Below are 24,214 nucleotides of genomic sequence, written 5' to 3' on the forward strand. Positions count from 1 at the left end.
ATGGACACACACTCCAGAAAACTTCTGCGGCTTTCCTGCCTGGCGCTGGTCGCCCTCGCGACTCCCGCTTTCGCCGCTCCGCCGACGCTTACCAATGTCGACGACTTGGGGCCGGTTAATGAGGACACCGCGATTCCCATCACTCGTGCGCTTCTTGAGAGCAAGTCGAACGTGAATGATGACACCACACCCAAGGGTGATATAGGTTTCCAGCTGAGGTCGGTTGCCTCGGGTACGCTTCGCGACGGTGGCGGGGTCGTCGTGGCAACCGGGACCGTTCTTGCCGGCACCACGACATGGTCCTGGACCCCTGACTCCAATGAAAATGGCATCATCAGCGCCTTTTCCATCCGGGCCATCGCCGATGGCGAGTTGTCAGGATCCGACGAGTTGGTTCGGATCGAAGTGACGCCCGTCAATGACCCTCCCGTACTTGGCGGGACCCTCGGCGAGGGCGGCAGCGCCGGTGCCTCGGCCGGCCAGCCGATGCTGGATACTCCCACCGGAGCGGAAGGAACGCCGGCCGTCACCGTGGCGGTCTTCGACTCGATCACGGTGAGCGATGTCGATCACAACAAGCCCGATCCCGAGCAGATCGACGTTACGGTCACGATCGACGAGGCGATTCTCGACCACGGGACCTTCGCGTCACCGGGTTGGTTCCAGTCGGCCTCGGGTGGAAACGTGATCTTCACCCGCCTGAACCGGACGCCTTCCCAGGCCGAGGCGGCCCTCGATGACCTCACCTTCACGCCAAATCCGAACACCCGACCGGTCAACCTCTACGACTTCGTGACCTCCGTCACGATCACCGATATCGCGGGCGCGGGTCCTGCCGGCCCGGTGAGCGGCTCCCTATATGTGCAGAGCGTGAACGACCCTCCGAAAGTCGCCGCCACCCTGACGCAGAATTCGATTCCCGACTCCGGAACCTGGAAGCTGTTCCGGCTCAGCGTGACGGATCCGGATGTGGACGAGACCTTTGAGGTGACCGTGAACGAGACCGGCACCTCCCGGGGCACGCTGGTGGTCCCCGCCACGCCGATCACCGGCGACGCGGCAGCGGTGGCCGAGTCGATCAAGGACGTTGAATTCCAGCCCAACCTCCAGGGGGCGATCGTCAATGCGACCTTCGACGTGTCCGTGGTCGATGTCCACCCGAGCGGCGACAAGGGAGCTGCCCAGACCGACCCCGTGACTCTCGAGATCGTCTTCGACAACGACGCGCCGCAGATCTCGGGACTTCCGACCGGCCTGATCCGGATCACCGACGACCCGTCCAACGACTCCATCTTTCCCTTTGCCAATGTGACGGTTTCCGATGCCGACCCCGGCCAGGAACTCACCGTCACGATCACCCTCGACGACATCGCGAAGGGAAGTTTCACCGGCGACACGGCCGCACTCATGGTGAATGGCGTCATCCAGGGCACGGCGGGGGAAATCACCAACCTGCTCGCGGACCTGGGTTTCCAACCCAATCCGGATCGCCAGCGGGAAGGGGGAAGCGAGACGGTCACCATCACGATTTCCATCGATGACGGGACCACCGTCCTGACCAACAGCCAGACCCGGATCGAGGTGACCTCGGTGGACGGATCCCCGAACATTACCTGGGATGGATCTGTCGCCTTTCCAGTTTCGACGAACCCGGCCTTGATCGATCCGTCCACCGGTCCGCGCCCTTTCGACAAGATCGGGATCACCGACAATTCCGAAGTGGACGTGACCATCACGCTCGCCGAGCGCGCCAAGGGCGAGTTCGATCCGGCCACGCTGGGTGGCTTCGTCGATGAGGATACCCTCAATCCGGGGGAGCAGCCCGATCCGTCCGATCCCAGAATCTATCGCTTCAGCGGCACCCCGCCGGACGCCCAAACCGCGATCCGGGGAATCGTCTTCAATCCGAACCCGGACTACCTGTTCCCGCCGGGTCAACCCGGGCGGACCGACTTCACGATCTCGGCGAGCGACGCCGTCCTGAACATCACGACCCGGGTCCTGCCGATCGTCCTGATCAGCGACAGCCGCAACTTCATGGTCACCAACGTGGCGGATGATCCCACCACGGAAGGCAGCCTTCGCCATGCCCTCTTCCATGCGAAGAACAACGACGTCATCACCTTCGCACTGCCGAGCTACCCGGCGGTGATCCGGCTCAGCGCCCTCCATGGACCGCTCGAAATGGATCGTCACCTGACGCTGCTCGGGCCGGGTCCGGACAAGTTGACCATCTCCGGCGACGCGAATGCGAACGGCAATACCGATGCCAATGACATTCAGCTGATGCAGGTCAAGGCGACCGTCCGGCTCAAGGGTTTGAGGCTTTCCAGCGGCTTCGCCGACCTGGGGGGCGCGGTGCGGGTCAGTCGGATCGATCCGGCCACCCGTCCGGGCGAACTCATCCTCGAGGACTGCATCATTTCCGACTGCGTGGCGGGTCGCTGGGGCGGCGCGGTGGACGTGCAGGAGGGCTCCGTCCGTGCCGAACGCGTCCTGTTCGAGAACAACCGGCTGGTGGTTTCCTCCGGGCAGGGAGGTGGGGCGGTCTCGCTTTGGACCGATCTGGTCTGCGTGTTCGAGAACTGCACCTTTTCCGGCAACATCCAGGGAGCACCGACCGGCTACGGCGGGGGCGCGATCTATGCCGAGAGCTACACCTCGACGGTTCCGTTCCGGGTCTCGGTGACCCATTCGACCTTCGCCGCCAACGTCGACGCGGCGGGGAACGGAAGCGCCATCCACAGCAACGCCGGCAATACCGACGTGCTGCTGACCAACAGCTTGTTTGCCGACGGCAGCGACCGCAACCTGCAGGTGGCCGGTGCGGGTGAGATTTCGTCGCAGGGTGGCAACCTTTCCGACGACAACACGACGACCGCGCTGATCCAGGGCGGAGATCCGGGGCAGAACTACTTCCTTAAACATTCCACGGACCAACGCAACGCCGAGCCCGGACTGGCTCCGATCGCGACGCTCGAGGGACCCACGCGTGGCTACCGCCTGCTGCCTTCCAGCGACGGCAAGGACGCGGCGACGGATGGCGTGTCGATGCTCGACCAACGCGGCGTCCTGCGGCAAGGCGATGCGGATGTCGGCGCGGTGGATGCCGATTCCCTGGGACGGATCATCGTCAACGAGATCTTCCTTTCCGCGGCGGATCCGACGCTCGAGTTCATCGAGTTCTTCAATCCCCGGGACCAGGCGGCGGTGGACCTTGCCGGCTTCCGGATCCGGGTGAACGGCGTGGTCCGCTACGAGTTCGGCGGCCCGCCGCTGGTGGTGCAGCCGGGCTTCGGGTTTATCCTGGCGACCAGCCCAACGGCGGTGATCGCGGCCAGCGCGAGTACGCCGGTGCTGGGTGCCTCCTCGCTCGCCCCCGATCTCGGTCTCGGCCTTGATCAGCGAGGGAGGGTCGAACTGCTGGCACCGTTGCCGCCCAGTGGTTCCGGCCCGACGCACCGGGTCGTGGAGTCGGTCCAGTACGTCGGTGTGTTCGTCAATCAGGCGGATCCCACGGGACCCCCGAGGAATTTCGACACCGACTCGATCACCCTCGCTCCGCAGTCCCAGGGCGCGGCCTTCGTGCCGAACAGCAAGATCAAGGGAGGACCGGGTGGGGGCGTCGACCTGACCAAGGACGGCCCCGTGACTTCACCGGGCGCCACGGCAACCGGCACCCCCTTCGGTGAGCCCAACGCCTATCCCTTCGCGGTCACCGACCGGATCGAGATCAACGAGGACGATGTTTCGCTGCTCGACGTGCTCGCCAATGACGTCGATGCCGACGGCAACGATCGCCTCTACATCGTCGATCTCGACAGCGGTCTGACGGCCGTGCTGAGCGGTGAAAACGGCTCGCTCCCGATCAACCTCGCCAGCAGTCCGCCGGATGCCCCGGTCACGGTGAATCCCGACCCGCTGGCATCACCGCTCCTCGGCACCTCGCTCGAGTATGATCCACGGGTGGCCTACAACTACCTTCCCGCTGGCGCCCGGGTCACGGACACCTTCGCCTACTCGATTCTCGACGTTGGTGGCGGGGCGATCACCGGCTACGCCGACGGCGGGGCCGGCAAGACCCTGGTGACGGCACCCGGACACCGTCTCGGCGCGGCCGGTGGAATGGTGGAGATCAGCGGCTCCGACGTGCCGACGTACAACAACACCTTCGTGGCGACGACCGTCGATGCGGACGTCTTCGAGATTGATGTCGACTACGTGGTTTCCCAGACATCAGGCACCTGGGAGTCCGTGGTTCGGAGCGGAACGGTCGGCGGCTACGCCGACGACACGGTCACCCCGGGCCCTAACACGGCGGTGACCATTACCGGCCACGGCCTCGGAACAGGCGGCGGCACGGTCTGGATTTCCGGATCGGACACGCTCGAATACAACGGGGTGTTCGAGGCGAGCACCCTCGATGACGACACGCTCAGCATCGATCTTCCCTTCATTACCCCGACCGGCGCACCCGGCACCTGGTTGATCGGATCCCGCATGCCGAGTCCACGCTCGACGGTGGTGACGACCGGCACCGTGGGGGGATTTGCCGACGATGGCGGCAATACCGCGGTGACGATCACCGCTCACGGGATCGGAAGCGAAGGCGGTGAGGTCACGATCTCCGGATCCAGCATTGCCGCCTACAACGGCGTTTTCCAAGCATCCCGAATCGACGACAACACACTCAGCATCGGCGTTCCTTTTGCGGGTGCCGCAGCCACGACGGGGACCTGGCAGATCGTCTTTTCACCGCCGAGCAACCGCTCGCAGGCCCTGGTCGAGGTGGTGGTGCTCGGTCGCAACGACCCACCCCAACCGCTTGCGGATTCCACGGGGATCCTGACCGACGAGGACACGGTGCTCCGCCTCTTCGCCGATCCGGTCGCCAGCGTGCCCGTTCTCGATTCCGATGCGCTCTACCCCTTGCCGCGGACGGCCTTCACCGGCGGCCTCCTGAGCAATGACTCGGACCCGGATACCAACGACCAACCCTTCACGCAGTTGCGCCTCGTCGGCGTCTGCCAGGCGGCGGACATCACGGATTTCACCGGCACTCCGGGCGAAAGCCCGGTGACGGTGACGAGTCCGGGACATGGCATCTCGGATGGCGAGACCATCCTGATCTCCGGCTATGTGGGGCACCCTTCCTACAACGCCTACCATGTCGTGAGCGTTGACCCGGCTTTCCCGGACACCTTCACGATCCCGGTGACTTTTGTTGATAGCGAAGCTCCCGTGGCGGGCCCCAAGGCTTTGTGGACCCAGCTCGATGACAGCAACCGCTTCCAGACGACGAGCCTCCGCGATGCAGTCGTCAAATTGGAGATCCGTGCCGACCGGACCCAGACGAACGTGATCTTCGACTCCCGAAGCTCTCCGGAGCTCAATGCACTCGCCGATGGGGAGAGCATCACCGACACCTTCTTCTACGCGGTCGAGGACACCTCGGGTGCGGTCTCGCTGGCAGAAGTCACGGTCGAGGTCGACGGGGTGAACGACGACCCCGTCCCGACCGACGATCCCCCCGGTCTCGCAGTGCTCCTACCGTTTGTCCCGGCGGGCTCCACGCTTCCGGAAACCGCAGGCAACGCCACCGTGCTTTATTCGTTGCCGGCACCCGCCGGACCCGGAACGGTCAACCTCACGGTTCGTCCCGAGGGGGCGGCCGACAGTGACTTTGTCGTGATTCCCGGGGTCGATTGGACACACGAGGACGCCGCACTCGAACTCCCCAAATCACGGTTCCTCGACAATGACGGCGAGGTCGACACGAACGACGAGCTGAGTTTGGCCATCGGTCCGGGACAGGAAACCAGCCCTCTCCAGGCGGCGATCCGCCTCAATGGGGACGCCTCCGTGCTGACCTATGACCCCACCGGATCACCGGAACTTCAAGCGCTTGCGTTCAAGGAACGGCGGATCGATGTGGTGACCGTCAACGTCACCGATGGCATCGCGACGGTCCCGACGACCTTCATCGTGATGGTCGAGGGGCGCAATGACACTCCGGTGGCATCGCCCGCGACCTACACCGTGGACGAAAAGACGCTGCTGACGGTGCTTCCTTCAGGGCTCATCGACAATGGTGTCGAAATCGACCAGAACGGGACCTTGCCGGACAACCGGCGATTTGTGCGCCCGCAGGAGGATCTGGCGACGACCGTCTTCGGGGCCCGGGTCGACTACCTGCTCGAAAATCGTGGTGGCCAGATCTCCTCGATGGGCGGGGTGACCGGGGATCCCGGTTCGACCGCGATCGTTTCGGTCGGGCACGGCCTGCAAACCGGTCAGGAAGTGGTCCTGCCCTCGAGTGGCCCGCTGACCGGGCAGTATTTGGCGACCCGCCTCGATGAGGATCGGTTCGCCATCCCGGTGCCCTTCGATCCGGCGAACGCCGGTCTCGGCGGGACCTGGCAGGCCTTGAGCAGCACCTTCCTCTACGATCCGCGCGCCTCGGTCTTCGCCGGTCCGTCCGGAGCGCCGAACTTCACGCTCCAAGGCCTCGCCGCCGACCAGTCGTATGTGGACACCTTCGACTACACCCTTCTCGACGGCAGCCACCTGTTTGCGAACGATGACATCTTCCGCGTCGAGGTCGACCGTTCGGACATCGAACTCCGGGTGCTGGTCAACGACACCAGCCTCGACGGCCTGGCGACCTCCCGCTCGATCGTCGCGGTGGGTCCCCCGAGTGCGGGCGGCACGGTGAGCCTCAATGGCGACGAATCCATCCTCTACACGCCGGAAACCGGCTTCGTGGGTGATGAGTTCTTCACCTACACGATTGAGGATGACCTTGGAAATCGCGACACCGCGCTGGTGACGGCGCGGGTGACCATCGACCGTCTCAACGGCAACCTTCGTGCCAATCCGGACGCGTTCACGGTGGCGACGACCCAGTCACCGCTCCTGGATGTGCTGGCGAACGACAGCATCATCCCGGCTACCGGGGCGCCCCTGAGTCTCGATGCGATCACCGCGAATCCCGACCAAGGCGGCACGGCCGTGGTCGAGGCCGGCCAGATCCGCTACACGCCTTCGCCGGCGGCGGTCATCTTTCCCTACACCGAGACCTTCAGCTATCGCATGTCCGGTGGTGGAAGCGCGACGGGCGAGACGACCGTCACCGTGTTGGTGGTCGATCGCCGGGAGACCCTCAATGCCCGCGCCGACAGCTTCGGCGTGCCGGCCGGAAGCACGAGCAACACGCTGAACGTGCTGGAGAACGACAACGTCCTGCCGGCGAACGGGGAGGACTTTGAAATCATCTCGACTCAGGATGGTCCGTCCAACGGGTCGGTGATCATCGTCAACGGCGATGCGCTCAGCTATTCGCCCGACCCGGGCTTCCTTGGGGATGACAGCTTCACCTACACGGTGGCCGATGGATATGGAGGCACGAAGACCGCGGCGGTCACGGTCAGCGTCGGCTACCTCGTAACCAACCCCGACATTTTCAGCATTCGCTTCGATGAGACCGGCCCGGGTCCCGGTGACGTGGTGGCTGAACTGGACGTCCTCGCCAACGACAACGTCCTCCAGGGAGGCACCGGCGGCGTCACGATCTCAGGCGTCAGCACCACCGATCCCGCGGCAGCAGCTCTCGGGACGATGGACGTGGCGAGCGATGACCTCAGCCTTGAATTCGATCCGGCCGAAGGGGAGACGGGACAGGCGGACTTTACCTATCAGGTGGTCGACTCGAGTGGTCGCACTTCCAGTGGACTCGTCACGGTGGTGGTGATTTCGAACGGTGTCCGGGCCAGCAGTGATTATTTCACGGTCCAGACCGACAGTTCGGAGAACCAACTGAACATCCTTCAGAACGATCTGCGGTTGTCGCCATTGCCCGGCGAGCTTTCGATCTCGTCGATTGGTGCCGGGCCGGACGGTCCGGATCAGGGTGGCACGATCGAGATCGTCGACGCGCCGCCCGGGGAAAAGGATTATCTCGTCTACACCCCGGCACCCGGCTTCAGCGGCACCGAGTCGTTCACCTACACCGCGACCGATGGTGACGACAGCGACACCGCCCGGGTTTCGGTGCGGGTGACTGCGGGAGCGATGGTGGCGGCGGATGACGACTTCCTGGTTTACGAAGGCAGTGCGGCGAACCGGCTTCCGGTGCTGCTCAACGACCGCGTCATCCCGGATGCCGGCCAACTGCTCTTCGTGACCGCGACCGGGCTTGACTCCGGCAATGCCGGAAACCCGGTGAGCCGTGGGATGCTCGAGATCATCGAGGACGGTGCCGCACTCAGCTACACCCCCTCGCCCGACAATTCGAGCCTTCCATCCTACGTCGAGACCTTCACCTACGAAATTTCCTCGGGCGGCACCGGGCGTGCCGAGGGGACCATCAGCATCCAGGTGATCGACCGGGTCGGAGTCCGTGACCTGGAAACCAACGACGACCGCTTCGACGTCCGCAGCGATTCGACCGGGACGCTGCTCCCGGTGCTCGTCAATGACAGCGTGCTGCCGGCAAGTCCTGCCGGTTGGACGATCAGCGGTGTCTCGCCCGCCGTGGTGAATGTCTGTTCATCCTTCCTCTTCCTGCCTTCGGATTTCGCGGACCCGCTGCCTTTCGCGGCAACGCTCACGGCTCAGGACACCAATCTGAGTGGCTTCCTCTGGTCGCAGTTCTCTCCGGCGTCGCAGGTGCTGTTCGGCAACCCGTCCGCGGACGAGGCGGCGATTCGCCAGGCGATGGCGGATGAATTCAACGCCCTGCTTCAGGGAGGTGCCTCGATCCATGACGCCACCCGCTTCGAGGGGGTGACCCTGCGGACTTCGACCCAGTATCTGATCGACACCGGTGCGACCGGCGACGAGATCGTCGTGCTCAACCGGCTGCTGCTGGAGGATGGCTACACTGCCGGGATCGCGCGTGCTCCCGGTGGGGGATCCCTGCAGATCAGTGGCACCGATCTCATCTACGTTCCGGTGCCCGGCTTTGTCGGGAGTATCCGGTTCACTTATTTCGTCTCGGACGGCCTCGGCGGAACCGGCGAGGGCGAGGTGATCGTCAAGGTGGGCGACGTCAGCGTGAGTGACGATGCCTTCACCGTCCTCGCGGAAGGCGGACCGGTATCCCTCGATGTGACCGCCAACGACGGGGTGCTCCGTGCGGCCTTCCCCGCCGAACCGGAGCCCGGGCAGGCGGATTTCTCCCTGACTTCCCTGCAGCCGGTCGACGTCGTCCCTGCCTCAGCCGGAACCGCCACGGTGGTGGATGGCAAGGTGGAGTTCACGCCGGATGCCGGATTCATCGGCTTCGCGCACCTGACCTATCGGGTGGCCGACGATGGGGATTGCACCTACCCGGGTCTCGCGGTCGTGGATGTCCGCTCCACGCTCGAGGATGAGGACACCGCGTCGATTTCGGTCACGGTGACGGGGGTGAATGACGAACCGATGCTCATCGGTGCGGATCCGAGCGGGGTCAACGACACGATGCAGGGCAATCCTTTCGCCAACGCGACCGTGATCGAGTACGACGAGCAGCGACTGCAGCAGGTGACGCTGACCGTGACCTACGATCCTGCCAGGGGCACGCTGGTCGGTGGCGGCACCGAGCTTTCGCCGGGTGTGCTCCAGTTTGTCGGCACGGCCGAGGAGATCACCGCCGCACTGCGGGCTCTGGTGTTCACGCCGACCATCAACCGCATTCCCGTGGGAACCACGGAGGACACCCTGTTCTCCGTGAGCATGGACGACGGCTTCGTGGCCTCCCCGGTGATCGTGGACACGGCGGTGACCACCGTCACCCCGGTCAACGATCCGCCCGTCCTGACCGGCACGGTCGGCGGACAGCGGCTCTATCAATTCACCTCGATCCGGCCGTTCAGCGGGGTCGATATCAACGATGTCGACGACCTTGAGCTCCAGGCCCAGACCGTCACCGTCCAGATCGATGATCCGGCGAAGGGTGGATTTTCGGAGCTGGGTGGGTTCATTGAAACCACACCGGGAACCTGGGTGATGGGGGGTACGCCCGCCGCGGTGTCATCCGCAATTCGCGCGCTTCTGTTCACGCCGACTCCGGGTGACCGGATCACCCCCGAGTCTTCGGAGACGGCCCAATTCACCATCTCGGTCGATGATGGATTTGCCCCGCCGGTCGTCGATGCGCTGACGACGGTGATCATTCTGCACGGCGAGGTGGACCGGCTGCTGCCGCTTGATCCGACCGGAGTCGATCAGTCGGAATTTGCCGCCGAGTTCGGAGAGAGTATCGGGGTCAGCGGCGACACGCTGGTCGTCGGTTCGCCGCTTCGCGACGGTGCGGGAACCAACGAGGGCCGGGCGTACGTCTACGAGGAGAATTCCGGGTTTGGTCTGCCTTGGGGTCAGGTCGCCGAGTTGAGTGCGCTTGATGCCCAGTCGGATGACCTTTTCGGCGAGGCGGTCGCCATCGATGGAGACGTGATCGTGGTCGGGGCCCCCGGTGAGGACGCCGCCGGTCCCGGGTCGGGTGCCGTCTATGTCTACGAGCGCGATGCGATCAATCCGAACGCGTGGTCGCAGGTGGCCAAGCTTCTCCCGCCCACGGTAAATGCCGGAGGGGGTGATGCCTTCGGTGCCGCGGTGGCCATTGACGGGGACACCCTGCTGGTGGGTGCCCCCCGGGCCAACCTTCCGGGAGCTCCCCGGTCGGGGCGTGCGTTCGTGTTCCGTCGCCAACTCGGGAACTGGACCGCGGGCGAGACCCTCGTGGCGGCGGACAACCGGGTGAATGTCTTTGTTCTCAATGACTTTGAGCGCTTCGGTGAGTCTCTCGATATTGAGGGGGACACGGTGGTCGTCGGATCACCGGGGGCCAACCTCGATGCGGGGATTTCGGGTCGCAACTACGGAGCGGCATACGTCTTCACCCGCGACTCGTTCACCGATCCCTTCGTGGAACTGTTGAGGCTGGATGACTTCACCGGACCTGATGGATCGAGTTTCTCCGGCTACGGATTCTCGGTGTCTCTTTCCGGGGATCGCCTGGCGATTGGCATTCACGCCGGAACCTACTCCGGCGACCCGGCCGACGCGAACTTTGTTGCCGGTGGTGCCCGGATCCACGAACGGAACGAGGGAGGTGCGGACCAGTGGGGCCTCGTGCAGAAGTTCTCGGCGTTCGATGGTTCCAGTACGCTCCATTTCGGACATGCGGTGGCGATTTCGGGCGACCTGTTCATGGTTGGATCCCCGGGATACACGCAACCGGGACGCGGCGAGGTCGATGTCTTCCGCTTCGACGCCGCGGCTTCCCCGTCATGGAACCAGATCGACCGCTACGTTCCGAACGACATCAGCGTCTCCGATCGCTTCGGTCACGCCGTTGCTCTGGATGACTTCACCGGAGTGGTCGGAGCGATCCGGGACGGGGAGAATCCCAGCCTTGTGGATTCGGCGGGCTCGGCAAGCGTCTATCAGTTCCAGTATGACCTCGGCCCCCAATTGGTGATGCCGCTCGAAAATCTGGTGGCGAACCAGGATGAACTGTTCGGGTTCACCCTGCCGGGCGAGACCTTCGGCGATGCGAATTACCCCGACCAACTCACCCTCGGAGTGGAGCTTTCCGATGGGAGTCCGCTGCCGCTGGATGGCTGGCTTGCCTTCGATCCTGCGACGGGGAGCTTCAGTGGCACCCCGACTTCCACGGAGCGCCGCGATTACGCGCTGGTGGTTTATGCGGTCAATCCGCTCGGTTCCCGGACCAACTCCGCCGTGTTCCAGATCGACGTTACGGCCGGTCCCGGGCTGGCGGGGCTGTATCAGGTGTGGGCGGCGACCCAGTTTCCGCCTGCCGTGCTCAATGATCCGGCCCAGGAAAGCACCGTCTGGGGCATGGACGCCAACCCCGACGGGGACAAGCAGTCGAACATCTTCGACATGCTGTTCGGCGGATCGGCGACGATGCAGGACCCTCCCCCGATGACCTTCGTCAAGGTCGATCCCTCGGGAGGCGAATTGACCTTCCCGCTTTCGGACAGCTTCCCGCCCGCCTACATGCGGGTCGAGTGGAGTCTCAACCTGGTCGACTGGTTCAACACCGATGTCACCTACGACTTCGGACCCTCGGTTCTCGGGGTGAGGGAGACCGTTGCGCTCGTTTCACCGCCGGGGAATCCCGGCAGGCTGTTTGTGAGGATCGTGACCGTGCCCTGATTTCTTCCCGGCGTCATGCGCCGGTTGTGTGTGCAAAGGCGCTCGGTGGATACGGAAAGACCGCGACCTGTCGAGTCGCGGTCCCTGAATGGAAGCCTTCGGTTTGGCGGATGCCTTCCGCGACCGCGTCACGCCCCGCCGCGGGCGAGGTGGGCGAACTTGTCGTCGAGGTAGCGCAGGACCACCGCCTCGATCTCCTCGTCGCCGAGGCGTTCGATCACCTCCACGGAAAAGCCGCGGGCGATGAGCTGGCGGGCACGGACCGGATCGATGCCGCGGGTCTGGAGGTAGAAGATCTCCTCGTCGCTGATCTGGGCGCTGGTGCTGCCGTGGGAGCACTTCACGTCGTCGGCATTGATCTCGAGGCCGGGCATCGAGTTGGCCTCGGCATCCTCGCTCATGAAGAGGTTGCGGCAGGTCTGGTAGGCGTCGGTGCGGTGCGCCCCCTCGTCGACGAAGATCAGTCCGGAGAAAATGGTACGGGACTTGTCGTAGAGCGAGTTCTTGTAGAGCAGGTCGCTGAAGGCCCCGGGCGAGACGTGGTGCTGGAAGGTGCGCTGATCGTACTCCTGGCTGCGGGCCGGCACGCTGACGCTCAGCATGTCGGAGCGGGAGCCCTCGCCCTCGAGGCGGCAAAGCGATTCGTTGCGGGCCCACGAGGCACCGGTGTTGAGCACGAAGCCGGTGGTCGAGGCGTCCCTGGCGACGCCGGTCTCGTTGACCGAGACGACCCGCGTCTTTTCATTAAAGGCCTGGATGGCGAGGTAGTCGAGCTTCGAGCCTTCGCCGGCGATCAGGTCGTTGACCGCGATGCAGAGGCCGGAATCGGCGTCATCCGCCGAGCGGAAGTAATCGACCACGCGGACCTTGGCGTTGGCGCCGGTGACGACGAGCGTGTGGGGGAAGATCGCGGCGTGGTCGCCGGCGAGCCAGTGGAAGACCTCGATCGTTCCCGCTACCTCGACGTTGTCGGGGACGTGGACAAAGAGACCGTTGCTCACGCGCGCCTCGTGCAGGGCGGTCCACTTGGTCGACCCAAGCCGCGTGTCCTGTTTCATGAAATGGGCCTCGACGAGGTCGGAATGCAGCAGCAGGGCCTCGGCGAGCGGCAGGCAGATGACCTCGTCGGGAAGCTTCGAGTCGATCTCGATCAGCGTCTCGTTGACGAAGATGAACTTGGCGGCGGGATCCTTGAGGCCGGACGAACGCTCGATCAGCGAACCGGTATCTTCGGGCACCTCGACGTCGTTGCGGTAGCCGGAAAAGTCGAGCTGCTTCAGGCTGGAAAAGCGCCAGGTCTCGTCCTTGCGGGTGGGGGCGGGAGTTTCGAGAAAGCGCTGCCAGGCGGAGCGCTGGCGCTCGGCGAACCATGCGGGAAGGTCCGCCTCGGTTTCGGGCGGGGATTCAAGGATCGACATCGGGGGTTCTGCTAGAATGGACATGGGGATGTGACAAGTAATCGGTGGAAATGAAAGCCGATTTCACAACCGGCACCGCGGTCAACCAACCGAGCCTTCCATTTCGAGGTCGATCAGGCGCTTCAGTTCGACGGAGTATTCCATCGGGAACTCGCGCACGAGGTCATTGATGAAGCCGTTGACGGCGAGCGACATCGCGTGGCCCTCGTCGATGCCCCGCTGCTGCATGTAGAACAGCATTTCCTCCGAGACCTGCGACACGCTGGCCTCGTGCTGGGTCGCGTGGCGGTTGCCCTTCACCGTGATCGCCGGGTAGGTGTCGGTGCGGCTGTTGGTGTTGATCAGCAGCGCGTCGCACTCGGTGTTGTTCTTGCAGCCCTTGAGCTTCTTCGGGATGGAGACCTGACCGCGGTAGGTCGAGCGACCCTCGCCGACCGAGATCGACTTGGAGACGACGTTCGAGGTCGTGTTGTCGGCGGCGTGGATCATCTTGGCGCCGGTGTCCTGGTGCTGGCCGCTGTTGGCCAGGGCGATCGAGACGACCTCGCCCCGGGCGCGTTCGCCGCGCATGATCACGCCGGGATACTTCATCGTCAGGCGCGAGCCGATGTTGCAGTCGATCCAGCGCACCTCGGCATCCTCCATCGCCAGACCGCGCTTGGTGACGAGGTTGAAGACGTTGCTGCTCCAGTTCTGGACCGTGATGTACTGGATCTTGGCACCCTTGAGGGCGACCAGTTCGACCACGGCGGAATGCAGGGTGGCGGTCTCGAACTTCGGCGCGGTGCAACCTTCCATGTAGGTCACCTCGGCACCCTCGTCGGCGATGATCAGCGTCCGCTCGAACTGGCCGAAGTCCTCCGAGTTGATGCGGAAGTAGGCCTGGAGCGGCTGTTCGAGCTTCACGCCCTTGGGGATGTAGATGAAGGATCCGCCGGAGAAGACCGCGCTGTTGAGCGCGGAAAACTTGTTGTCCCCGGTCGGGATCACCTTGCCGAACCAGGGGCGGAAAACCTCCTCGTGCTCCTTGAGGCCTTCACTCGAGTTGACGAAGATCACGCCCTTCTTGGTCAGTTCCTCCTTCATGTTGGAGTAACTGGCCTCGGAGTCATACTGGGCCTCGACCCCGGCGAGGAACGCGCGTTCCTGCTCGGGGATACCAAGGCGCTCGAAGGTCTGCAGGACCTCGTCGGGCACTTCGTCCCACGAACGCTTCGGTTTCTCGCCGTCGGAAAGGTAGTAGCGGATCTTGTCGAAATCGATGTTGTTCAGGTCCTCGGTGGCCCAATTGGTCGGCATGGGCTTGTCGCGGAAGACCTTGAGCGCCTTGTGGCGGAACTCCCGCACCCAGTCCGGGTCCTGCTTGACGTCGCTGATGTAGTCGATGGTGCGCTCGGTGAGACCGCGTCCGGCGTCGAACTTGTGCTTCTCGGGAAAGCGGAAGTCTCCCTTGCTGCGGTCGATGTCGAGCGCGGCCTTGGTTTCCTCGTCAATGGCGGGAGTGGTTGCTGGGGCGTCGTAAGTCATGGGAAATTCAGATGGATTCAGGGGCTTGGCGGATGGAATCCGCCGCCACGGGTTCAGGCGGTGGCGAGCTGCTTGAGGAAGTCGTAGCCCTTCTCCTCGAGTTCGCGGGCCAGTTCGGGACCGCCGGAGCGGGCGATCCGGCCTTCGGCCATGACGTGGACGTGGTCGGGCTCGATGTAGTCGAGCAGTCGCTGGTAGTGGGTGATCAGAAGGATGCCGCGATCCGGCGAGCGCATGGCATTCACGCCCTTGGCGACAATCTTGAGCGCATCGATGTCGAGGCCGGAGTCGGTCTCGTCGAGGATGCAGAACTTCGGCTCGAGCATCAGCATCTGCAGGATCTCGTTGCGCTTCTTCTCACCACCGGAAAAGCCTTCGTTGACCGCGCGGCCGGTGAACTTCCGGTCCATCTCGAGGAGGTCCATCTTCTCGTAGAGTTCCTTGTAGAAGGCGACGGCATCGAGTTCCTCGCCGTCGGGCAGGCGGGCCTGGCGGGCGGCGCGGATGAAGTTGGCGTTCGAGACTCCGGGAACCTCGGCGGGATACTGGAAGGCGAGGAAGACGCCGGCGCGGGAGCGCTCGTCGACCTCCATCTCCAGCAGGTCGACGCCGTCGAGTTCCACGGTTCCTCCGGTGACTTCGTAGCCTTCATGGCCGGCGACGACCTTGGAAAGGGTGGACTTGCCGGAGCCGTTCGGGCCCATGATGGCGTGAACTTCGCCGGCGGGGACTTCGAGGTCGACACCATTGAGAATCGCGGTGCCGTCTTCGAGCTGTGCGTGGAGCTTGTTGATTTTCAGGGACATGGAATTTCGGATTTCAGATTGGGGAATTTCAGATCTTGGTCGTGGGCAGCTTGCCGCGGAGGGTGAGTTCGATGTCGGTGATGACCGTGCCCTCGGGCAGGTCGAGCACCTCGGAGAGGTCGATGCCGGGCTTGAAGGTCACGTCGTGGATCGAGCCGTTGGACTCGTCGTGGAAATGACCGTGCTCGGCGAGATTCGGACAGAATCGCGACGGTTCGCGGTCGAAATTCACCTGCCGGACGATGCCGTGTTTCACCAACGCCTCGAGGCAGTTGTAAACGGTCGCCAGGGAGATGTTCGGCAGTCGCTTCTGGATCCGCCGGAAGACGTCGTTGGCCGTCGGATGATCCTTCTGCGTCATCAGCAGCCGGTAGGTCTCCCAGCGCTGGCGGGTCATCCGCAGCCCGTTGATTTCCGCCGGCATCTTGCCGGAGGGCTCGGGGTGGAGGTTGGAATCGTCGCTGACCATGGGTGGGCGGCGGGAACCTAGAACGATTCCAATTCCTGGCAAGAATGATTCTTATTCTTTTTTCGGGCGGTGGCTCTCTCCCTGCGCCGGGGGGATGTGCCGATGACCCTTCGGGCCGTTTGTGGCCGTGGTCGGGGTGCGGCTGCGAAAGAGTCGGCTTTCCGGCAGTCGCGGGGCTCAGCCGCGACCGGGATCGAGGGCCGAGAGGATGGAATCCAGCTCGATGGTCGTGATGGTCGTGGAGGTGTCGTTGAGGCCGTAGGGAAGGACGAGTTTCCCGGCATGGACGAGGCCGCCGCAGGAATAGACGACGTTGGGCACGTAGCCGTCGCGGGCCGGTTCGTCGGGCTCGATGAGCGGTTCGGCGAGGTGTCCGAGCACGATGGAGGGATCCTTGAGGTCGAGCAGCATGGCACCGATGCAGTAGCGGCGCATCGGACCGACGCCGTGGGTGAGCAGCAGCCATCCGGCGGGGGTTTCGATGGGGGAGCCGCAGTTGCCGATCTTGACGGCCTCCCAGGCTTCCGACGGGCGGCGGATGAGGAGCGAGTCATCCCAGCGGTGGATGTCGTCGGAAAGCATGAGGTAGAGATTCTCGTCATCGCGGCGCGAGATCATGGCGTGCCTGCCCTGGATCCGGCGCGGGAAGAGGGCCATGCCCTTGTTCCGGACCGAGGGGCCGGTGAGGGAGCGGGCGCGGAAGTTGAGGAAGTCCTGGGTTTCCAAAAGCTGGGGGAGGACGGCGCGACCGTTGTAGGCGGTGTAGGTGGCGTAGTAGGTGATGGTGCCGTCGTCGTCAGTGAAGCGGACGAAGCGGGCATCCTCGATGCCGTTGCTTTCGAGGGGCGAGTTCGGGAAGATGATCCGCCGGGAGAGTTCGACCTCGGGTTCGAAATGGACCTCGTAGTTGATGGTGGCGAGCCACCGGATGCACTCGATGGTGTGCTTGGCCTTGCGGGAGTCGCGCCGGGTCGAACCGCAGGCGGTGCGCAGGGCCGCGTCGAGCTCGCTGCGGGTGAAGGTGTCGCCGAGGGAGTCGATCAGCGCCCGCGTCCACGGGCTGTCGAATTCCATGTCGTTGAGTTTCCGGAAGAACACCGACCGGCGGAAGCTCGGGTCGGGGTTGAGCCGGGGGGCGCAGGGCAGGCTTTGGCGCGGATCGAGGTCGATCCTGCCGTCGGCCCCGACGACCCCCGAGCGGAAGGCGATGGACGAGATGTGACCCTCGCCGACAGCCCGCAGGCTCATGATGAAGCGCAGGGAGCCGGCCGGGAGCCCGTTCTGATCGGGGTGGGGGGTGATGGACGGATTGAACAAGGCGGCGGACTCCAGCGCGTATTCGCCTGAGAAAAGAGCGCCGAGGTAGAGGCGGCGCTGCGGGGTGAGCGAGGACTCGTGGGGGACCAGGTGGCGGATGTGCTGGTAGTGTTCCTGCCATGCATCGGTGAGCGCGGGGTGGCGTCGGTCGAAGTGTTCGTGGAGATGGGCGAGTCTTTCGGCGATCTGCGCTTCGGAGAGGTCCATCGCCCGCTCGATGACGCGGAGGACGGATTCCTGATCGGCCGGGATGAAAGAGCGGACGATGACGCGTGAGCTGTCCGGGAGGATGTTGATCCCGGCGTTCACGGGGTGGGGAGTGGGCATGTGGGTTTGCTTGTGCGAGAGGCTTTGGCCGGATCGCCGCAGCGGCTGATCTCCAGGCGGGAGAGGTGGAAGGCGAGGGTGGATTCGGCACCCTGGTTCTGGTTGAGGTGGTCGCGCAGCAGGGCATCGCGGCAGCCGCCGGTGGTGGCGTCGTAAAGCGGAATGCCGAGGTCGTTGCGGCCGAGGAACCACTCGAAGCAGCGGCGGCCGTCGGCGGCCCAGGCCGGGTCGCCGGTGAGATCGGCGGTGGCCATGCAGGCGGAGATGGTGGCGTGGGCCTCGACCGGTTGCTGGTCGAAGCGCGCCTTGGTGCCTCCGCGCGGCCAGAAGCCGTGGCAGCCGATGGGGGAGAACTGGCCGCCCTCGGCGGTCTGGCTGTCGATCAGCCAGCGCAGCGAGGCGAGCCCGATTTCGACCGCTTCGGGTTGCCCCGAAACGATCAGTGCGTGGGACAGCTTGGCGTTGTCGTAGGTGGCGGTGCGCTCGAACCACACCCAACCGGGGCCCGAGTTCGCGCGAAAGAGATCGACGAGGCGGCCGACGAGGATGCGGCGCATGACCTCGACCGTGCGGTCGCCGGCGAAGGAGCGCAGATATTCGTGGATGGCGATGAGCGTGAAGGCCCAGGCGCGGGGCGAACTGAAGTGCTTCACCGGGCCGAGGCCGCGCTGGAAGAGCAGTGCGGAGAGGTTGCGGAAGCCCTCGTTGCCCGAGCGGCCGAGGGCGGTTCCGGCGGCCCACAGCGCGCGGGCGTGGCTGTCTTCCGAGCCCTTGCTTTCGAGCCACTTCCGCCCGTGGTTCATGAAGTTGCGGAAGCGCCGGGTGTTGGCGTCGAAGGCATACCACAGGAAGGCCAGGTAGGAGCAGGCGAGGCGGTCGAGTTCCGGGTCGGTGCCGTGTTCCTCCTGATGTAGCACGGTGTAGATGAAGGCGCGGGCGTTGTCGTCGGTGCAGTAGGCCTCGTGGTAGTTGGGCACGCTGTAGATGGCGTGCTGGAAGATCCCGGTGTGGTCGCTCATCCGGAAGAGGTGCTCGAGGTTCGGTGCCGGCACGGGGTACTGGCAGCCGTCGTCCTTGCGTTTCCGGACGGTGTCGGCGGTCGGCACGCTGAGGTTGGCGCGGGCGCGGTCGAAGCTGTCCATGTAGCGGCGGGCGACCTCGGGCCAGATCATCGAGCGACCTTCCTTCCAGGCCCGTTTGCGCATGGCGATCATCCGGGTCGGGTGGGCGAGTTGGCCGAGCACGGCCTCGGAGATGGACGCCGGGTCGTCGAAGGGGACCAGAATGCCGCGCTCGTCGCCGAGCAGTTCCAGGGCGTGCCAGAAGCGGGTCGAGATGATCGCCTTGCCGGCGCCGAAGGCGTAGGCCAGCGCGCCGGAGGTGATCTGTTCCTCGTGCCGGTAGGGTGTGAGATAGACGTCGGCAGCACCGATGAACTCCTTGAGCTCGTCCAGCGAGACAAAGTGGTTGTGAAAGCGGACGTGGTCGGAGACGCCGAGCTCCGCGGCCAGCGCGACGATCCGGTCGCGGTACTCGTCGACGCCGCCGGCGAGGAGGTTCGGATGGGTCGCGCCGACGACGAAGTAGATCACGTCCGGGTGTTTTCGGAGGATCGCGGGAAGGGCCTCGATGACGTTTTCGACGCCCTTGTTCGGCGACAGCAGCCCGAAGGTCAGCAGGACGGTCCGGCCCTCGACGTCGAAGCAGTCCTTGTAGAAATTCGAATCGACGAAGGGCATGTCGATCACCCCGTGGGGGATGAGGTCGACCTTTGCCGGATCGATGCCGTAGATCTCGCCGAGCAGCCGTTGCCCGCGCTCGGCCATGACGACGAAACGCTCGGAATACCGGTCGAGCTGCTTCATGACCTTGAATTGCTCGGAATCGGGCGAGCCGAGGACGGTGTGGAGCGTGCTGACGACCGGGCGGCGCAGCTCGCGCAGCAGGTGGAGCAGCATCGATCCGGCGGGGCCGCCGTAGATGCCGAACTCGTGCTGGATGGAAACGACCTCGACGTTGTTGATGTGGAGGAAGTCGGCGGCGCGGCGGTAGGAGGCCGGGTCATCCTGCTCGATCTCGAAGCGCACGCGGGACGGGTAGGCGTAGCCTTCCGGCGAGTCGTTGACGGCACCGGCGATGCAGGTTGTGGACGGGAATTCCGTGGAGATTGCCTCGCAGATGTCGGTGGTGAAGGTGGCGATGCCGCAGCGACGGGGCGAGTAGTTGCCGATGAACGCGACGTGACGGGTGGGGACGACCAGGGACATGAGGGCGGAGATTCAATCATCTCGCGCCCATCATGGCGGGGGAGCCGGCAAGGGCTCCGACAAGGACAAACGATATCCTTACGAAACAGACCACCGTAAGGCGCTGGTGGAGTTCAGTCAAAGTGAATCCGAAAATCACTCGCGCCGCCCCGCATCCCTCCTCTCCGGGGAGGGCAAAGGGGTGGGGAAATTGGAATGAGTTGGATGGATCATGTGTGAGAATGCCCAACATTGCTTCCGCAATTCGCAAAGCCGGGGCATGCCCAAAGGACCGAATCGAGCCCGCACCCCTTTTTTTTCAGTCTGAAATGCACAGTGCGGCTTGACAAAAGGGCTCGATTCCCTGAATTCCTCGGCATGGCTAAGAAGTTAACCGCTATTAAAGAACGCTACACGAAGACTCAAATCCTCGACGCCATCGCCGAGGAAACCGAACTCAGCCGCAAGCAGGTCGGTGCCGTGCTCGACAGCCTCGGTGAGGTCATCGAGCGCCACATCAAGAAGAATGCCGCCGGCGAGTTCGTTCTCCCGGGCATGTTCAAGATCGTGACCGTCCGCAAGCCCGCCGTGAAGGCCCGCAAGGGAATCAACCCCTTCACCAAGGAAGAGGTCATGTTCAAGGCCAAGCCCGCGAGCACCGCGGTGAAGGTCCGCCCGCTCAAGAAGCTCAAGGACATGGCGGGCTGATTAAACAGCTTTCGAACTGTTTTGAGGGGTCGTCGGTGAATGCCGGCGGCCCTTTTTTGGCTCTCCGGGCGAGATCGCCGGACATTCTTCAGACACGGAGGCACGGAGAGTGCAGAGTTCGCGGAGTCGATACGCAGCAGGATCGATTGGAGGAACCCCCTCCAGAATGTCATCCCCTCTGCGTCCTCTGGATCTCTGCGCCTCCGTGGCTTGGGAAAGTGCTGGTCGCCTGAAACGCAGTACGACGGCGGCTGGATTCCGCAGCCGCCGCCTCAGTAGCCGCGCCAGAAGAGGAAGGCGCAGGCGAGGGTGGCCGCACCGTAGGCGAGGCCGCCGAGGCTGAGCAGGCGCCAGCGGGAGTCGCTGGCGGTGGCCCAGGTGACCGCGTCGCGGAACAGGTAGGGCATGCCGACCCAGTAGAGCGACTTGACGATCAGGATGTAGGCGAAGATGGGCACCAGCAGCCGGCTGGTGGGATCCTTCTGGAAGGCGGATTCGAGCAGCGGCGCGGCGACCATCAGGCCGAGCAGGCCGAGCGCCCGGACGGCGAGGAATTCCTTCACCGCCAGCGAGACCAGCACGATGGACACGGGCACGGCGATCTTGAGGATGGGCTTGAGCGCGTTGAACTGGTCGCCGAGGTCCATCGCCAGCGAGTTGAGCAGGCCGGGACCCGGTTGGGCGACGATGAGCCAGAACCAGATAAGGCCGACCCCGAGGATGATCTGCCCGAGCCGGTCGTTGCGGGGGAAGCGCCTGAGGAAGCGCTGCACCTCCGGCCCTTTCACCAGCATCACGAGGTGGAGGGCGACCAGCCACAATCCGAGGGCGATGCCGGTGTGGAACAACGGCAGCTTCTCGTAGGCGTGCATTGACTGCGAGGGATCCATGCGGGGGAGGGGAGTAGGGGGAGGAATGACGAATGACAAATGCCAAATGACGAATGGAGCGTCAGGGATGCGGGGATTGGCCAGGCGTGAGAGGCCGGATGAGGCAAAGGCCGGCGAAGGTGAACGTCGGGGAGAGGGCCAGCGGGAGGAGGAGGTCGGCGGCGTAGGCACCGTAACGAACCAGAAAGAACCAGAAGGATGCGGCGAGAATGATGCTGCACCACCGCAGCAGGCGGGTCAGCAGGCGGCTCACCTCGAGCCATCGAAGCAGGAAGGGGCTGGCCAGTGAGGTCACCGAAAGCATGAAGAGGGCGCTCACCGCCACCGCGTCGTCGCCGCTGGGGAAGCTTCCGCGGATGAAGGAACCGAGGATTTCCGGGAAAAGGTCCCTGCCGTCCTCTAGCAGGAAGATGAAGAGGAAGGCCAGCATGCCGCCAACCAGGAAAACCCGGGCCGCCTTGCGATTCGGGCGGTCTCCGGATTCGCTGGCAGGGCCACCGTGATCGTTCACTGCACCGCCTCGATCGCCGTCTCGAGGGTTTCGACCTGGGTGGCCATGACCTGTTCGCGGGCGGCGAGGAAGCGCCTGGCCTCGGTCTCGTCGAGGAAGGTGCCGATCTCGGTGGCAAGGATTTCGCCGGTCTTGGTCCACTCTTCCTTGAAGCGCTCCAGCGCATCGGGCTCGGCCATGGCCTTCATGCCCTGGAGCGAGTTCCAATCGATCCCGCCTGCCGCCTTGCGCGCCCGGTGCATGGCTTCGATCAGCTTCAGTTCCTTCTCAAGCTCGAGCACGACTCCCGGCTCGGTGACGCCTTCCGCGGTCTCGACGGGCTGATCCATCACCGGGGCGATCTGGGACAGCAGCTCGCGCTCCGGCTGCATCAGGTCGTAGGCGACGTAGGTTTCGAAATCATCCTCGTTCCCGAGAAAGGTCCGGATGCGGTCCTGGGTCATCGAGTCGATGTCCTCCATCGATTGCCCGATGCTGAGGCGGTCTTCGGGCAGGGCGTCGATCCACTGTCCGGCAAGTTGCTGCTTTTCCAGCCGACGGGATGCCATGAGGTCCTCGAAATAGGCGCGCTCGCGGTTGGTCAGGTTGAGGGCGTAGTGGAGGTGGGAGTAGGGGCTCAGCGCGATCTCGCGGATGCGGTCCTCTTCCGGAGCGGGGTAGTTTTCCGGCACCGTGCGCAGGCCTGGAACCGGCGGCGGAGCGGTGGGCTCGACCTCGGGTTCGATGGCGGGTTCGACGGGATCCTCGCCCTCGGCCGGTTCCACGACGAGGGGCGGGGCCTTGTCCGGCACCCGAGGCGGCAGGGCCCGCAGGCCGGTGATCTCGTCCTGCAGCTTCTTGATGCGGGTTTCCTCGATGACAACGGTGGCGAGGACCGCGATGACGATGGCGGAGATGGCGACGGCGGGCTTCATGAGGGAGGTGTTGCCAGCATGGGCAATCATCGGCCGGAGGGCAAGGCGGCGGGTGAGGGGGGGAGCGCCGGCGTCCCGCCGGCATCGTCGGGCGTCCCGCCCGGCGGCGGGGCTTGTGTTTCCGACGGGGTGGGAGGATGTTGGAGGCGGTGAAAATGCTGGAACAGCCGCCGCCGGGCCCGGACGATCTGCGGGAGCTGCCGCCGAGAGGGTGGCGGGGGATGTCGCCGCGGCAGTTCTGGGGGATGTGTGTGGTCGGGGGCGTAGTGCTTTTGCTGGCACCAATGGTGGCCGCGCCGATGATCCTTCGTTCCTCCAAGGCGGCGGCTCGCACAGAGACCATCAACAACGCCAAGCAGCTTGGGCTCGCGTTGCTGGAGTTCGAACGGGATTTCGGTACCTACCCTTCCGACAAGACGATTGCTGCGGTCATTAAGGCGACTGGAGCCACGCTCGATTACACCGATGGCAGCTCGAATGCGATGTTCCGTCAGTTGATTGCCTATGGGATTCAGTCGGAAGATATTTTCTACTGTTTGCACCCGGAAGGCACGGTCCGGCCGGACAATGACATTTTCGGCCGGGATGCGTTGGAAGCGAGGGAGGTGGGGTTCAGCTACGTGGTGGGTCTGAAGACCTCGGGAGATCCCGACACACCGGTGCTCCTGACGCCGATGAAAACCACGAGCTACGATCGTTGCTGGAGGGAGAAGGAGTATCGGGAGAGTGCGGTGGTACTGTGGCTGGATCATTCGGTGAGCCTGGCTCCGGTCCGACCCCTGGATGATAAGGCAGTGAATTCTGGCGGCGTCCCCATCCTCGATGCCGCCCAACCCTACTTCGGGGGCAAGTGGCCGGACATCCGGCATCCGAAGATGGGGCCGTAGGAGTGGCGCTCTGCGAGCGCCATGCC

General features: G+C 64.4%; 12 protein-coding genes. 3 read left to right on the forward strand and 9 right to left on the reverse strand.

Annotated features, from left to right (window positions below; genetic code table 11):
* The gene (locus tag ACG2LG_RS12345) at positions 1 to 12,168 is read left to right on the forward strand and encodes an Ig-like domain-containing protein (protein ID WP_396259398.1); all 12,168 of its coding nucleotides are present in this window, start codon (positions 1 to 3) and stop codon (positions 12,166 to 12,168) included.
* Positions 12,169 to 12,296: 128 nt separating this feature from the next.
* On the opposite strand, the gene sufD is transcribed toward ACG2LG_RS12345, so the two are convergent.
* From sufD to ACG2LG_RS12375, 6 genes are all read right to left on the reverse strand, one after another.
* On the reverse strand, positions 12,297 to 13,586 hold the full coding sequence (sufD, locus tag ACG2LG_RS12350; protein ID WP_396259400.1) for a Fe-S cluster assembly protein SufD: 1,290 nt from the start codon (positions 13,584 to 13,586) through the stop codon (positions 12,297 to 12,299).
* Between the two features lie 81 nt (positions 13,587 to 13,667).
* Positions 13,668 to 15,113, reverse strand: coding sequence for a Fe-S cluster assembly protein SufB (gene sufB, locus ACG2LG_RS12355; RefSeq protein ID WP_396259402.1), 1,446 nt, complete (start codon positions 15,111 to 15,113; stop codon positions 13,668 to 13,670).
* A 53-nt stretch (positions 15,114 to 15,166) separates the two neighbouring features.
* Complete coding sequence (sufC, locus tag ACG2LG_RS12360) at positions 15,167 to 15,919, reverse strand: Fe-S cluster assembly ATPase SufC (RefSeq protein ID WP_396259404.1); 753 nt, start codon at positions 15,917 to 15,919, stop codon at positions 15,167 to 15,169.
* A 28-nt stretch (positions 15,920 to 15,947) separates the two neighbouring features.
* Complete coding sequence (locus ACG2LG_RS12365; RefSeq protein ID WP_396259406.1) at positions 15,948 to 16,388, reverse strand: Fur family transcriptional regulator; 441 nt, start codon at positions 16,386 to 16,388, stop codon at positions 15,948 to 15,950.
* Between the two features lie 177 nt (positions 16,389 to 16,565).
* Positions 16,566 to 18,032: a glycoside hydrolase family 130 protein gene (locus ACG2LG_RS12370; protein ID WP_396259408.1), complete on the reverse strand. Its 1,467-nt coding sequence runs from the start codon at positions 18,030 to 18,032 to the stop codon at positions 16,566 to 16,568.
* Entirely contained in the window at positions 18,011 to 20,299 is a 2,289-nt protein-coding gene (locus tag ACG2LG_RS12375) for a glycosyltransferase family 4 protein (protein ID WP_396259410.1), read from the reverse strand. The genes ACG2LG_RS12370 and ACG2LG_RS12375 overlap by 22 nt, the downstream gene beginning before the upstream one ends.
* 357 nt (positions 20,300 to 20,656) lie before the next feature.
* Between ACG2LG_RS12375 and ACG2LG_RS12380 the strand changes: the two genes are divergently transcribed.
* Positions 20,657 to 20,986: an HU family DNA-binding protein gene (locus ACG2LG_RS12380; protein ID WP_396259412.1), complete on the forward strand. Its 330-nt coding sequence runs from the start codon at positions 20,657 to 20,659 to the stop codon at positions 20,984 to 20,986.
* Between the two features lie 272 nt (positions 20,987 to 21,258).
* On the opposite strand, the gene ACG2LG_RS12385 is transcribed toward ACG2LG_RS12380, so the two are convergent.
* From ACG2LG_RS12385 to ACG2LG_RS12395, 3 genes are all read right to left on the reverse strand, one after another.
* Complete coding sequence (locus ACG2LG_RS12385) at positions 21,259 to 21,858, reverse strand: hypothetical protein (protein WP_396259414.1); 600 nt, start codon at positions 21,856 to 21,858, stop codon at positions 21,259 to 21,261.
* 79 nt (positions 21,859 to 21,937) lie between these two features.
* Entirely contained in the window at positions 21,938 to 22,387 is a 450-nt protein-coding gene (locus ACG2LG_RS12390) for a hypothetical protein (protein ID WP_396259415.1), read from the reverse strand.
* Positions 22,384 to 23,301, reverse strand: coding sequence for a hypothetical protein (locus tag ACG2LG_RS12395; protein WP_396259417.1), 918 nt, complete (start codon positions 23,299 to 23,301; stop codon positions 22,384 to 22,386). The genes ACG2LG_RS12390 and ACG2LG_RS12395 overlap by 4 nt, the downstream gene beginning before the upstream one ends.
* Before the next feature lie 149 nt (positions 23,302 to 23,450).
* On the opposite strand from ACG2LG_RS12395, the gene ACG2LG_RS12400 reads away from it, so the two are divergent.
* Positions 23,451 to 24,188, forward strand: a complete 738-nt coding sequence (locus ACG2LG_RS12400; protein ID WP_396259419.1) for a hypothetical protein — start codon at positions 23,451 to 23,453, stop codon at positions 24,186 to 24,188.
* Positions 24,189 to 24,214 lie beyond the last annotated feature (26 nt).

Source organism: Haloferula sp. A504, assembly GCF_044385805.1.
Classification (GTDB): Bacteria; Verrucomicrobiota; Verrucomicrobiia; order Verrucomicrobiales; family Akkermansiaceae; genus Haloferula.

Coding starts and splice junctions, on each gene's coding strand:
- ACG2LG_RS12345 (WP_396259398.1), top strand. CDS start 1: ATGGACACACACTCCAGAAAACTTCTGCGGCTTTCCTGCCTGGCGCTG.
- sufD (WP_396259400.1), bottom strand. CDS start 13,586: ATGTCGATCCTTGAATCCCCGCCCGAAACCGAGGCGGACCTTCCCGCA.
- sufB (WP_396259402.1), bottom strand. CDS start 15,113: ATGACTTACGACGCCCCAGCAACCACTCCCGCCATTGACGAGGAAACC.
- sufC (WP_396259404.1), bottom strand. CDS start 15,919: ATGTCCCTGAAAATCAACAAGCTCCACGCACAGCTCGAAGACGGCACC.
- ACG2LG_RS12365 (WP_396259406.1), bottom strand. CDS start 16,388: ATGGTCAGCGACGATTCCAACCTCCACCCCGAGCCCTCCGGCAAGATG.
- ACG2LG_RS12370 (WP_396259408.1), bottom strand. CDS start 18,032: ATGCCCACTCCCCACCCCGTGAACGCCGGGATCAACATCCTCCCGGAC.
- ACG2LG_RS12375 (WP_396259410.1), bottom strand. CDS start 20,299: ATGTCCCTGGTCGTCCCCACCCGTCACGTCGCGTTCATCGGCAACTAC.
- ACG2LG_RS12380 (WP_396259412.1), top strand. CDS start 20,657: ATGGCTAAGAAGTTAACCGCTATTAAAGAACGCTACACGAAGACTCAA.
- ACG2LG_RS12385 (WP_396259414.1), bottom strand. CDS start 21,858: ATGCACGCCTACGAGAAGCTGCCGTTGTTCCACACCGGCATCGCCCTC.
- ACG2LG_RS12395 (WP_396259417.1), bottom strand. CDS start 23,301: ATGAAGCCCGCCGTCGCCATCTCCGCCATCGTCATCGCGGTCCTCGCC.